The following is a 13,291-nucleotide window of genomic DNA, read 5'->3' as shown; positions in this document are numbered from 1 at the left end:
GCTGTGCAAAATTACTTCGTAGACTCAGGCGCATCTGACTGCCCGATAACGACCTCATCAATGGATTTATGGCACATCAGGCAAAAGGCCTTTTTTTTATGCGCCTGCAATGTTGAATCCCACGCCGCTGATCCGCCTTCTTTATTCACTTTTTCTCTTATCGCCGCCAGCCGATCTATTTCATAATAAGCGCTCAGGCAGCCACAATGGGGGCATAATACGGGGCCATTATTTATTTTCATACTATTTCCTGCTGTGGTGAGGCTCTCGGGTAAAGTAACAATCCTACCGTAACGTAGCAATCTCTATACCATAAATGAAACCTCAATAGGTGTATCCCTATTCTGAAAAGGGGATAACAACCAGGATTCAACGCGTGATCCACAGCGTAGGCCAGGCATCCGGCCCGTGCCAGTTATCGCAGCTCGGTTCTTCGGCATAACGCACCAGACGAAAACGATCGCCATCATAACGCCAGCGCGTCTGGACACCGCAGTCGGTTAACCCCCGCCCTTTCGCCAACGTCACCAGTTCACGCGTTTTCTCGTCAAAGAAGGCGTTCATCAACTCCATGTCATTACTTTCGACGCCGCGATTAAACGGCAGCCGCAAACGTACGGCGCGCGAGACGAGCGTTTTTTTGCGTGAAACTACCCAGGCGAGATCAATAGTGTTATAGGCGCCGGCTTCGCAGTTAACAATCAGTAACGCTTTATCATCCGTCAACGCGCTGACCTGCGTCTCGCGACGCAGCGGGTCAAGCGAACAACGAATGCCGTTTACCCGCCATGCTGCGTAGTCGAGCAGATCGTCGCGTTCTTCCTCACTCAGCGGTACGGGCGTTGGATTAATAACGGCGATCCCCTTTAATGCCGGTGCCGGGGGCACGCTGAGCGGCGGTTCGTTTCCTTTTTCAATCCAGGCGGTTTCGCTGCCCACACGTTTTTGTTGCGCGTCGATAAACAGTAATGCCGCTTTTAATCCCGCCAGCGAAAGCGTCTGAACGCCGTTTTTTAAGGTGATGGCCTGCGCATCCTGAATCGTCTGTAAAAATGCGGTGATGGTGGCAGGATCGCCGGTCATGAGATGCCAGGGCGACACGCGCCAGTGTGGACTGTTGAACGAAAGCGGTTTGCCATCCAGCAATAAGCGAGGCGCAATTGCGGCTTCTTTAGCGTCGGGCGGCGCCAAACCGCCGCGATCGATACGCAGTACCGCATCGGTACGCGCCCCGGCGCTGCGGCTTAATGTCATCACCAGCCCATGATGTTCGCCAGTATTGCGCGCTACGCAAAAATTTTGGTTATTGCAGGTGACCTGCCAGTCGGAAAAAGTCTGTTGCGCTGGCGCAGCCCACAGTAGCTGGACCGGCAACAGGCCAAACAGACAAAAAAGAATAACGCGGTAGCGCATGAACGGAACAACCCCAGATTCAGAACAACACAGCTCAGGCGGTATCTTCCTTGCGCGCCTCAGGGTTCTCAATCAGATTTATCGGATTGGTCTTTTTTGTGTAAAGAAATATATTTCTTTTTTTTCAGTCCATTAGATGAGACGTCTGTAAATAGTTAAGCAATAACACGGTCTTACCGTCCCGAATCTCGCCTGAGCGCACCATTTCCAGCGCCCGGGAAAACGGCAGTTCAAGCACCTCAATCTCTTCGTCCTCCACGCCGCCGCCGATGCTGGCACGCTCGCTATCATGATATTCGGCAATGAAGAAATGAATCAGCTCCGTGACGCCGCCTGGCGACATATAAAACTCAAATATCTTGCGTACCTCACCAACGTCATACCCTGTCTCTTCAATGGCCTCTTTACGGATACAGACCTCCGGCTCGTCGTTATCAAGCAGGCCAGCGCAGGTTTCAATTAACATACCGTCTTGATTACCATTGACCCATGTCGCCACACGAAACTGGCGAACCAGAACCACGGTTTTTTTAGTTGAGTTGTAAAGCAGAATGGTTGCGCCATTCCCGCGATCGTAAACCTCACGCTTGTGACGGATAACCTCGCCATTACGACGGGTCAGGTCATAGGTAATGTTGCGCAGAGTAAAATAATTATCAGAAAGAATTTTATCCTTAATAAGCGTAATGGTTTGCGACATGCTGGCTCCAGGGTGTAAAAAGAGCATTAATATTACGCCGTGAGGTCGGTTTTGTCTGCTGAAGGGTTAATCCTTAATGCCAACTGAACGGACGTACAGCCATATTTTTCTGTCACTGCCATGACCATATTCTGCTTCTCCGGGCCGCAGAGTCCATGCTCGCGATATGATTTGACGGCCGGAGTGAGACTGAGGGAATCATCATGAAATTTACTCTCGTTGCGACGGTTCTACTGACGTTTTCCCTTTCAGCTTTTGCCGTTGAGTATCCGGTATTGACCATCGCGAGCCCTGATCAGGTGGGGTTTGATAGCCAAAAACTTCACCGACTTGATGGCTGGATTCAAAATCAAATTGATGCCGGATATCCCAGCATCAATCTTCTGGTGATAAAAGATAATCATATTGTTCTACAAAAAGCCTGGGGCTATGCCAAAAAATATGACGGTTCCACGCTGTTAGTCCATCCCATTCGGGCGACCACTAACACGATGTATGACCTGGCTTCAAACACAAAAATGTATGCCACTAACTTTGCATTGCAAAAACTGGTGTATGAAGGAAAAATAGATGTCAATGATTTGGTATCAAAATATATCCCCGGCTTTAAGGATATGCCTGGGGATAAAATAAAAGGCAAAGATAAACTCCGCATTATTGATATTCTTCATCACGTCGCGGGCTTTCCTGCCGACCCACAATATCCCAATAAAAACGTCGCCGGTAAATTATTTTCACAGAGTAAAAGCACTACTCTGGAGATGATTAAAAAGACACCGCTGGAATATCAACCTGGGTCGAAGCATATCTACAGCGACGTGGATTATATGATTCTTGGTTTTATCATTGAATCGATAACGGCAATGCCATTAGATCGCTACGTCGAAACCACCATTTATAAACCGCTCGGATTAAAACATACCGTCTTTAACCCGCTGATGAAAGGCTTCACGCCGCCGCAAATCGCCGCAACGGAACTACACGGCAATACGCGTGACGGCGTGATTCATTTCCCCAATATTCGCACCAATACACTATGGGGCCAGGTGCATGACGAAAAAGCCTGGTACTCAATGGGCGGCGTTTCAGGACACGCCGGACTGTTTTCTGACACCCATGATATGGCTGTGTTAATGCAAGTCATGCTCAATGGGGGCGGCTACGGTAACGTGAAGCTATTCGACAACAAAACGGTTGCGCAGTTTACTCGCCGCTCGCCAGAAGACGCTACCTTTGGTCTGGGGTGGCGCGTTAACGGCAACGCCTCAATGACCCCCACGTTCGGGGTATTAGCCAGTCCGCAAACGTATGGACATACCGGATGGACCGGAACGCTGACGTCTATCGATCCGGTTAATCATATGGCGATTGTGATTTTAGGTAACAGGCCGCACTCGCCGGTAGCAAATCCTAAAGTGAATCCAAATGTTTTTGTCAGTGGATTATTACCTGCGGCGACGTATGGCTGGATTGTTGACCAGATATATGGTTCCTTAAAATAAAAATTAAGAGCCTGTCCCACCAGGCGTTATTGGCGCAGCCAGTTTGGACACGGACAGCGCGCAAAAACCTCACGTACACGTAGTACGTGAGGTTTGACTCGCTACGCTCGCCCTTCGGACCGCCGCAAGCGGCGTTCAAAACGCTAACGCGTTTTGGCGAGCACTGCCCAGGTCCAAAATGGCAAGTAAAATAGCCCTAATGGGATAGGCTCTAAGAAGGGATTCTGATAGCGTCCCTTCCTTCAATTTACACTCTATTTTCAATACTAAGATTGGCCTCATCAGGCCTGTTAAACGTCGACCCGACGGGAAAATGTTTATCGCAGGGCGTTCAGCCCTGCGAGCGTCAACATTTCTGCAAACGGAGTAAGGTTAGCCAATAAGTTTAAGATTTTTTATCACTCAATCATTTAACCGTACCAGGCCTTAACCGGCCTACAAATACGCTTATTTAGCTAACCAGTCGAGTATCCCCTGTGCGGCATGTCGGCCTTCTGCCATCGCCGTCACCACCAGATCGGCGCCACGCACCGCATCGCCGCCGGCGAAGATTTTCGGGTTGGACGTCTGGTAACGAAACTCGCTCTCGACGCTGGCGGCAATACGTCCCCAGTTATCCACCTTCACGCCATGCGATTCCAGCCACGACATACCATGCGGATGAAAACCAAACGCCATAATGACCGCATCCGCCGGCATCACGAACTCGCTGTCCGGTACAGGTACCGGGCGGCGTCGCCCCTGACCATCCGGTTCGCCAAGCCGCGTACGCAAAAAGCGAATACCGCTGGCGCGCCCGTGCGTATCCAGCACCAACTCAACCGGCTGAACGTTAAATTCAAAGTTCGCGCCCTCTTCCCGCGCGTTTTTCACCTCTTTTTTCGACCCTGGCATATTGGCCTCATCGCGGCGATAGGCGCAGGTGACGTTGGCAGCGCCATGACGCAGCGCCGTACGTACGCAGTCCATTGCGGTGTCACCGCCGCCCAGCACAACCACGTTAAGGCCCGCAGTATCAATAAACGGCTCGTCAGGCAACGCCGGAAGCCCCATCACCTGTTTGGTATTGGCGATGAGGAATGGCAACGCATCATATACCCCCGGCGCGTCTTCATTCGGTAAATCAGCCTTCATGGAACGATAGGTTCCTACCCCGACAAAGACGGCGTCATAACTCTCCAGCAGCGTCTCCAGAGAAATATCTTTCCCTACTTCGCAGTTAAGCTCGAAACGAATCCCCATCGCGCTGAAGATTTCCCGACGGCGCGCCAGCAGAGATTTATCCAGTTTGAAAGCCGGAATACCAAAGGTGAGCAAACCGCCGATTTCCGGATGGCGATCGTAGACGGTGGCGCTTACGCCATGGCGCGCCAGCACGTCAGCGCAGGCAAGACCTGCCGGCCCCGCGCCGATAATCGCCACGCGCTTATCGCTCTTCTGTACGTCCGACAGGTCGGGACGCCAGCCTTTGCTCAGAGCGCGATCGGAGATATAGCGCTCAATGTTGCCGATGGTAACCGCGCCATACTCATCGCGGAGTGTACACGCGCCTTCGCATAGCCGATCCTGCGGACAGACGCGCCCGGTAATTTCCGGCAGACAGTTGGTCTGGTGAGAAAGCTCTACCGCCGCATCAATATCGCCGGCTTTCACCAGTTCGATCCACTGGGGAATATGGTTATGCAGCGGACAGGTCCATTCGCAGATACTGTGTTCCCCGCATGTGAGGCAGCGGGCCGCTTCACGCTCCGCCTGCGCGGCGCGAAACGGCAGATAAATTTCCTCAAAGGTGGTTTTACGCGCTTCAATCGCCAGTTTATCCGGTTCGCCGCGCGGCGGCGTCGCCTGCATACGCTCGACTTTACTGCTTGCTGTCCCACTGTGTTGTGTATCCACGGTATGCCAGGGGCGAATCTCCTGCCGGGCGGTACGCAGCCGTCGCGTTTTAGCCAGACGGGTCAACGAGTCTTCGGTGACCAGTTGCAGCGCATCCGCCGGGCAATTTTCCACACAGGCCGGACCCTGTTCACGTCCCTGACACAGATCGCATTTATGCGCGCTGGCTTTGAACTGGTTTGGCGCGACGGGCGTCAATACCATCTGCATGGTGCCGAATGGGCAGGCGACGACGCAGGATTTACAGCCGATACACTTCTGCGCATTGACCTGCACGCTGTCGTTAATATGCGCGATCGCGCCGTTCGGACAGCTACGGGCGCAGGGCGCATCTTCGCAATGGTGACATGTAACCGCGCTGCGCTGGCGCTGATGTTTGATGACAGTAATTCGGGGCTGATAGCGCTGTGGCGTCAGGACATGTCGCTCATCATTGTGAGCCATTACGCAGGCGACCTCGCAGGCATGGCATCCCAGACACTGCTGGCTATTGGCCATAATAAAACGATTCATGGCGTCCTTCTGTTTTGGTTGCAAAAACCTTATTCTTTATATGAGCATTGTTATTAACTGACGAAGGCGGGGTCGGCAATGTTCATCTGCCCAGGAAGCACAACTATCTGTCCAGAACCTGTGGCAGATCAATTTATTTCAAAGCAAATGAAATTGCGGTTCAGCTAAATGCGGGGAGTACCAGTGTGACGGTTAAACGCCCGGTCTCAGCCAGTCTGGCTAAGGCTTTTTTCTATATTGTGCTGTTGTCTATTCTGTCCACCGGCAGCGCATTACTGACGCTGACCAGCAGTTTACGGGATGCCGAAGCGATCAATATCGCCGGTTCGCTACGAATGCAGAGCTATCGGCTGGGTTACGATCTGCAAAGCCGTAGCCCGCAGATTAATGCGCATCGTCAACTTTTCCAGCACGCGCTCAACTCGCCGGTACTGCAAAATCTCAACGCCTGGTATGTGCCGCAGGCGGTGAAAACTCGCTACGCGCGCCTGCACGCCAACTGGCTGGAGATGAATAGCCGCCTACAGGACGGCGACATTGCCTGGTATCAGACCAATATCAACAATTACGTCAATCAAATTGATCTCTTCGTTCTGGCGTTACAGCATTACGCCGAGCGTAAAGTCATGCTGGTCGTCGCCATATCGCTGGCGGGCGGTATCGGCATCTTTACGCTGGTCTTTTTTACCCTACGACGTATCCGCCAGCAGGTCGTTCGCCCGCTAAATCAACTGGTCACCGCCAGTCAGCGTATTGAGCATGGTCAGTTCGCCCCGCTGCCGCTGGATACCAGCTTACCCAATGAGCTGGGATTGTTGGCGAAAACGTTTAGTCAGATGTCGAGCGAGCTGCATAAACTTTACCGTTCGCTGGAAGCCTCGGTGGAAGAAAAAACGCACGATCTGCACGAAGCGCATCGCCGCCTGGAGGTGTTATACCAATGCTCCCAGGCGCTGAATACCAGCCAAATCGATGTCCACTGTTTTCGCCATATTTTGCAAATTGTCCGTGAACATGACGCCGCCTGGTATCTGGAGTTAACCGTGGGCGATAACTGGCGGATTAGCGAAGGCACGCAAAGCCCCGACCTGCCGATGCAAATGCTGCCAGTGACGATGCAGGACACGGTCTATGGCGAACTCCACTGGCAAAGCCCCAACGTTAATGCCTCTACGCCGTTGCTGAACAGCGTCTCCACGATGCTGGGGCGTGGTTTGTACTTTAATCAGGCGCAAAAACACTTCCAGCAACTTTTGTTAATGGAAGAACGCGCGACAATTGCCCGTGAGCTACACGATTCGCTGGCGCAGGTACTTTCTTATTTACGTATTCAGTTAACGCTTTTGAAGCGCGCCATTCCAGAAGATAACGCCGGCGCGCAAAGCATCATGGCGGATTTTTCCAGAGCGCTGAACGACGCCTACCGTCAGCTTCGCGAGCTACTCACCACGTTCCGTCTGACGTTACAGCAGGCCGATTTACCCTCCGCATTGCATGAGATGCTGGAAGATTTACAGAGTCAGACTCCGGCCAAACTCACGTTGGATTGCCGTTTACCCACGCTGGCGCTGGATGCGCAAATGCAGGTGCATTTATTGCAAATTGTGCGTGAAGCGGTCCTGAACGCCATTAAACACGCCAACGCGAGCGAAATCGCCGTGAGCTGCGTCACCGCGCCTGACGGCGATCATACCGTTTATATTCGCGATAATGGCATTGGTATCGGCGAACCGCATGAGCCTGCCGGACACTATGGTCTGAATATAATGCGTGAGCGCGCGGAGCGGCTTGGCGGCACGCTGAATTTTTCGCAACCCTCCGGCGGCGGCACGCTGGTCAGTATCAGTTTTCGCTCCTCCAATAAGGAAGAGAGTCAGTTAACGTAAAGAACGGCAAATCGCCGGAAGGCCAGATGTCAGGCTTTCCGGCGTTGGCACAAAAAGTATGCTGTAAAAGCGCATGATAATTTACATTATCTCCTTTATTTCTCCACGTTTGGCTCGTAGCTTGCCGCTACAGTGAAGCAGTTCAAATCTATAACGATATGTAGAAACACGAGGTTCCCCTTTAATGGCGAATTTTTTTATCGATCGCCCCATTTTTGCCTGGGTGCTGGCTATCCTGTTGTGTCTGACAGGGGCGTTAGCCATTTTTTCTTTACCTGTTGAACAATATCCCGATCTGGCGCCGCCCAACGTACGTATTACCGCGAATTATCCGGGAGCGTCAGCGCAAACGCTGGAAAATACCGTAACCCAGGTTATTGAGCAGAATATGACGGGCCTCGATAATCTGATGTACATGTCATCACAAAGCAGCGGAACCGGACAGGCGACCATCACCCTGAGCTTTATTGCGGGAACCGATCCTGATGAGGCGGTTCAGCAGGTGCAAAACCAGTTACAGTCCGCGATGCGTAAACTGCCGCAGGCGGTACAGGATCAAGGCGTCACGGTACGCAAAACGGGCGATACCAATATTTTGACCATCGCTTTCGTCTCTACCGACGGTTCTATGGACAAGCAGGATATCGCCGACTACGTCGCCAGTAATATTCAGGACCCGCTCAGCCGCGTCAACGGCGTGGGCGATATTGACGCTTATGGTTCACAGTACTCTATGCGTATCTGGCTCGATCCGGCCAAATTGAATAGTTTTCAGATGACCGCGAAAGACGTGACCGATGCAATTGAGTCGCAGAATGCGCAAATCGCCGTCGGGCAGCTTGGCGGTACGCCTTCGGTCGACAAGCAGGCGCTGAACGCCACCATTAATGCGCAGTCACTGCTGCAAACGCCGCAACAATTTCGCGATATCACCCTGCGCGTTAATCAGGACGGTTCCGAGGTCAAACTGGGCGATGTCGCCACCGTGGAGCTGGGGGCGGAAAAATATGACTACCTCAGCCGTTTTAACGGCAATCCGGCTTCCGGTCTTGGCGTTAAGCTGGCTTCCGGCGCGAACGAAATGGCGACCGCGAAGCTGGTACTGGATCGCCTCAACGAGCTGGCGCAGTACTTCCCTCACGGCCTGGAATACAAGATCGCGTATGAAACCACCTCCTTTGTCAAAGCCTCGATTATCGATGTGGTCAAAACGTTGCTGGAGGCTATCGCTCTGGTTTTCCTGGTGATGTACCTGTTCCTGCAAAACTTTCGCGCCACGCTGATTCCGACGATCGCCGTGCCGGTAGTATTAATGGGCACCTTCTCCGTGCTTTACGCGTTTGGCTACAGTATTAACACATTAACCATGTTCGCGATGGTGCTGGCAATCGGGCTCCTGGTCGACGATGCCATCGTGGTGGTGGAAAACGTCGAACGTATCATGAGCGAAGAAGGACTCACGCCGCGTGAAGCGACGCGCAAATCCATGGGGCAAATCCAGGGGGCGCTGGTCGGTATCGCGATGGTGCTGTCTGCGGTATTCGTGCCGATGGCGTTCTTTGGCGGTACCACCGGGGCGATTTATCGTCAGTTTTCTATCACCATTGTCTCGGCAATGGTGCTGTCGGTGCTGGTCGCCATGATCCTGACGCCAGCGTTGTGCGCAACGTTATTAAAACCGCTGCACAAAGGCGAGCAGCACGGGCAACGCGGATTTTTCGGCTGGTTTAACCGTACCTTCAATCGTAATGCCGAACGTTATGAGAAAGGCGTAGCGAAAATTTTGCATCGCAGCCTGCGCTGGATTCTGATTTATGTTCTGTTGCTTGGCGGCATGGTGTTCCTGTTTTTGCGTCTCCCCACCTCCTTTCTACCGCAAGAAGATCGGGGCATGTTCACTACGTCTATCCAGCTACCGAGCGGTTCTACGCAACAGCAGACCCTGAAAGTCGTTGAAAAGGTTGAAAACTATTACTTCACCCATGAGAAAGACAACATTATGTCGGTCTTCTCGACGGTCGGTTCCGGCCCTGGCGGGAACGGGCAAAACGTCGCGCGCATGTTTGTTCGCTTGAAAGACTGGGACGCGCGCGATCCCACCACCGGCTCCTCGTTCGCCATTATTGAGCGGGCGACAAAAGCATTTAACCAGATTAAAGAAGCTCGCGTCTTCGCCAGCAGCCCGCCGGCAATTAGCGGTCTGGGCAGCTCCGCCGGTTTTGATATGGAATTACAGGATCACGCCGGAGCAGGCCATGACGCGCTGATGGCCGCACGAGATCAACTCATTGAGCTGGCCGGGAAAAACAGTTCCTTGACCCGCGTGCGCCACAACGGCCTGGACGACAGCCCGCAACTGCAAATTGATATTGACCAACGGAAAGCGCAGGCGCTGGGCGTATCGATTGACGATATCAACGACACCCTGCAAACAGCCTGGGGGTCGAGCTACGTCAACGACTTTATGGACCGGGGTCGCGTGAAGAAGGTCTATGTTCAGGCCGCAGCGAAATATCGTATGTTGCCGGATGATATTAATCTTTGGTATGTCCGTAACAAAGACGGCGGCATGGTCCCCTTCTCCGCCTTCGCCACCTCGCGCTGGGAAACCGGATCGCCGCGTCTGGAACGCTATAACGGCTATTCGGCGGTAGAAATTGTCGGAGAGGCCGCGCCGGGGGTCAGTACCGGGACGGCAATGGATGTCATGGAGTCGTTGGTGCATCAGCTACCGGGCGGTTTTGGCCTGGAATGGACAGCCATGTCTTACCAGGAACGGCTCTCCGGCGCGCAGGCGCCCGCGCTGTACGCTATTTCGCTATTAGTCGTCTTCCTGTGTCTGGCGGCATTGTATGAAAGCTGGTCGGTGCCCTTCTCGGTGATGCTGGTTGTGCCGCTCGGCGTCATTGGCGCGCTACTCGCTACCTGGATGCGCGGGCTGGAAAACGATGTTTACTTCCAGGTGGGGCTGTTGACCGTTATCGGCCTCTCGGCGAAAAACGCGATTCTGATTGTGGAATTCGCCAACGAAATGAATCAGAAGGGACACGCGCTGTTAGACGCCACGCTGTACGCCAGCCGCCAACGCCTGCGACCGATACTGATGACTTCGCTGGCGTTTATCTTTGGCGTATTGCCGATGGCCACCAGCACCGGGGCAGGCTCGGGTAGCCAACATGCTGTCGGAACCGGCGTGATGGGGGGAATGATCTCAGCAACCGTTCTGGCTATCTTCTTTGTACCCCTGTTTTTCGTGCTGATACGTCGCCGCTTCCCGCTGAAGCCGCGCCCGAAATAAGATCCCGGCCAGCCTGATACGAGGTGTCGGGCACAAAAAAGGCGACTTTCGTTGAGTCGCCTTTTCTTATCCCCTATGGGAGCGCGGTGCCTTCCAGGCATTTATTTACGAAGCATGACTTCGATAAAATCTTTCCAGTTCCCCAGTTCACGTTCAATCATAATAGCCTCTCTTATTATTATGGGTATTCTACGTAGTTAGCGGTATAGAGAGAAGTTCATTTAACCGATTGTTGCGATATCCTCTGGTTATGCTGTCTATGATATTACTATGGCGCTGTAGCCATAAATTTTATGTGACTTACTGCAATATTTAGCAACATTAATACCTTTTCTACTACTTTATCAAATTGGGTTAAAAAACAAACAATTGCATATGCACAAAATAGGATTTATACCGCGAAGTATAAACAAGCCACATCTGGAACGTTTTGGAATCATTATTCACATTCACTCAACAATGTTATATTGATTGCCGATCAGCGCTGGATAAATAACCATAAACGGCCACACTTATTATCCCGCAGACGATACTATTGATTATTTATTCGAATTTCGCGTTAAAGGATTCAATATGATTACCCTCTATGGCATTAAGAATTGCGACACGATCAAAAAAGCGCGCCGTTGGCTGGAGGAGCATGGCATTGATTATCGTTTTCACGATTACCGTGTGGATGGCATAGACCTCCCTCTTCTTAATACCTTTATTGCCGAACTCGGCTGGCAGCCGTTACTGAATACGCGCGGCACAACATGGCGCAAACTGGATGAAGGCGACCGCAGCGGGATTACCGATGCCGACTCCGCCGCTGCTCTCATGGTTGAACAGCCGGCAATCATCAAACGCCCATTGCTCTGCGCGCCCGGGAAGCCTATGCTGCTTGGTTTCAGTGAATCCCGTTATCAGCAGTTTTTTGATGAGGTGTAGTCTATGTCGTGCCCGGTTATTGAGCTGACACAGCAACTTATTCGTCGCCCCTCCCTGAGTCCGGATGACGCAGGCTGTCAGGCATTAATGATTGAACGCCTGCGTAAAATCGGTTTTACCATTGAGCATATGGATTTTGGCGACACGCAAAATTTTTGGGCATGGCGTGGGCGTGGCGAAACGCTGGCGTTCGCCGGGCATACTGACGTCGTACCGGCTGGCGATGTCGATCGCTGGATCAATCCGCCGTTTGAACCTACGATTCGCGACGGAATGTTGTTCGGTCGCGGCGCGGCGGATATGAAAGGTTCACTGGCGGCCATGGTGGTGGCTGCTGAACGTTTTGTTGCGCAGCATCCTCATCACCGGGGCCGTCTCGCATTTTTGATTACCTCTGATGAAGAAGCCAGCGCAAAAAATGGCACCGTAAAGGTGGTTGAAGCGCTGATGGCCCGTAACGAGCGGCTGGATTACTGTCTGGTCGGCGAACCCTCCAGTACCGAAATTGTGGGCGATGTCGTCAAAAACGGACGTCGCGGTTCTCTCACCTGTAACCTCACTATTCATGGCGTTCAGGGGCACGTCGCCTATCCGCATCTGGCGGATAACCCTGTTCATCGCGCCGCGCCTTTTCTTAATGAACTGGTCGCTATCGAGTGGGATCGGGGCAATGACTTTTTCCCGGCCACCAGCATGCAGGTAGCCAATATCCAGGCAGGCACCGGCAGCAATAATGTCATTCCCGGCGAACTGTTCGTGCAGTTTAACTTCCGTTTCAGCACGGAACTGACCGATGAGATGATCAAAGAGCGGGTACATGCGCTGCTTGAGAAGCATCAGCTACGTTATACCGTAGACTGGTGGCTTTCCGGTCAGCCGTTCCTGACCGCACGCGGAAAGCTGGTGGACGCGGTGGTAAACGCCATTGAGCACTATAATGAAATTAAACCGCAATTACTGACGACGGGCGGTACGTCCGACGGACGTTTTATCGCCCGTATGGGAGCGCAGGTGGTAGAACTGGGGCCGGTGAACGCCACCATTCATAAAATTAATGAATGTGTGAATGCCGCCGATCTCCAGCTACTGGCCCGTATGTATCAACGTATTATGGAACAGCTCGTCGCCTGATGAGCGTTCCGGTAAGAGGAAA

At 52.6% G+C, this 13,291-nt stretch carries 10 protein-coding genes; 5 read left to right on the top strand and 5 right to left on the bottom strand.

Annotated features, from left to right (window positions below):
• Positions 1-11 precede the first annotated feature (11 nt).
• The 3 genes from ACLJTG_RS17315 to nudK all read right to left on the bottom strand — a co-directional run bounded on the left by ACLJTG_RS17315 (position 12) and on the right by nudK (position 2,113).
• A complete protein-coding gene (locus ACLJTG_RS17315; RefSeq protein ID WP_000700635.1) occupies positions 12-242 on the bottom strand; it encodes a hypothetical protein in 231 nt (76 codons plus the stop codon).
• 127 nt (positions 243-369) lie between these two features.
• Entirely contained in the window at positions 370-1,413 is a 1,044-nt protein-coding gene (locus tag ACLJTG_RS17310) for a DUF1176 domain-containing protein (RefSeq protein ID WP_079951380.1), read from the bottom strand.
• Between the two features lie 124 nt (positions 1,414-1,537).
• A complete protein-coding gene (gene nudK, locus ACLJTG_RS17305) occupies positions 1,538-2,113 on the bottom strand; it encodes a GDP-mannose pyrophosphatase NudK (protein WP_079951381.1) in 576 nt (191 codons plus the stop codon).
• Between the two features lie 203 nt (positions 2,114-2,316).
• Here nudK and pbp4b point away from each other — a divergent pair, with 203 nt between their 5' ends.
• The gene (gene pbp4b / locus ACLJTG_RS17300; RefSeq protein ID WP_023259161.1) at positions 2,317-3,615 is read left to right on the top strand and encodes a penicillin binding protein PBP4B; all 1,299 of its coding nucleotides are present in this window, start codon (positions 2,317-2,319) and stop codon (positions 3,613-3,615) included.
• A gap of 447 nt (positions 3,616-4,062) precedes the next feature.
• On the opposite strand, the gene aegA is transcribed toward pbp4b, so the two are convergent.
• Positions 4,063-6,024: a formate-dependent uric acid utilization protein AegA gene (gene aegA / locus ACLJTG_RS17295; protein ID WP_001078928.1), complete on the bottom strand. Its 1,962-nt coding sequence runs from the start codon at positions 6,022-6,024 to the stop codon at positions 4,063-4,065.
• A 185-nt stretch (positions 6,025-6,209) separates the two neighbouring features.
• On the opposite strand from aegA, the gene narQ reads away from it, so the two are divergent.
• Both narQ and acrD read left to right on the top strand, forming a co-directional pair.
• Positions 6,210-7,910, top strand: a complete 1,701-nt coding sequence (gene narQ / locus ACLJTG_RS17290) for a nitrate/nitrite two-component system sensor histidine kinase NarQ (RefSeq protein WP_000216817.1) — start codon at positions 6,210-6,212, stop codon at positions 7,908-7,910.
• A gap of 184 nt (positions 7,911-8,094) precedes the next feature.
• The gene (acrD, locus tag ACLJTG_RS17285) at positions 8,095-11,208 is read left to right on the top strand and encodes a multidrug efflux RND transporter permease AcrD (RefSeq protein WP_079951458.1); all 3,114 of its coding nucleotides are present in this window, start codon (positions 8,095-8,097) and stop codon (positions 11,206-11,208) included.
• Positions 11,209-11,309: 101 nt separating this feature from the next.
• On the opposite strand, the gene ypfM is transcribed toward acrD, so the two are convergent.
• Positions 11,310-11,369 (bottom strand): protein YpfM, encoded by a 60-nt coding sequence (gene ypfM / locus ACLJTG_RS17280; protein WP_001386977.1) that lies wholly within the window; start codon positions 11,367-11,369, stop codon positions 11,310-11,312.
• Between the two features lie 412 nt (positions 11,370-11,781).
• On the opposite strand from ypfM, the gene ACLJTG_RS17275 reads away from it, so the two are divergent.
• Together ACLJTG_RS17275 and dapE are read left to right on the top strand one after the other, a co-directional pair.
• Entirely contained in the window at positions 11,782-12,138 is a 357-nt protein-coding gene (locus tag ACLJTG_RS17275) for an ArsC family reductase (protein ID WP_000631923.1), read from the top strand.
• A gap of 3 nt (positions 12,139-12,141) precedes the next feature.
• The gene (gene dapE / locus ACLJTG_RS17270; RefSeq protein WP_001277825.1) at positions 12,142-13,269 is read left to right on the top strand and encodes a succinyl-diaminopimelate desuccinylase; all 1,128 of its coding nucleotides are present in this window, start codon (positions 12,142-12,144) and stop codon (positions 13,267-13,269) included.
• Positions 13,270-13,291 lie beyond the last annotated feature (22 nt).

The sequence above is a fragment of the Salmonella sp. SAL00672 genome (assembly GCF_046552175.1).
In the GTDB taxonomy this organism is placed as follows: Bacteria; Pseudomonadota; Gammaproteobacteria; order Enterobacterales; family Enterobacteriaceae; genus Salmonella; species Salmonella enterica.
The sequence above is the reverse complement of the archived record's forward strand: the minus strand, read 5'-3'. Positions and strand labels throughout refer to the sequence as shown.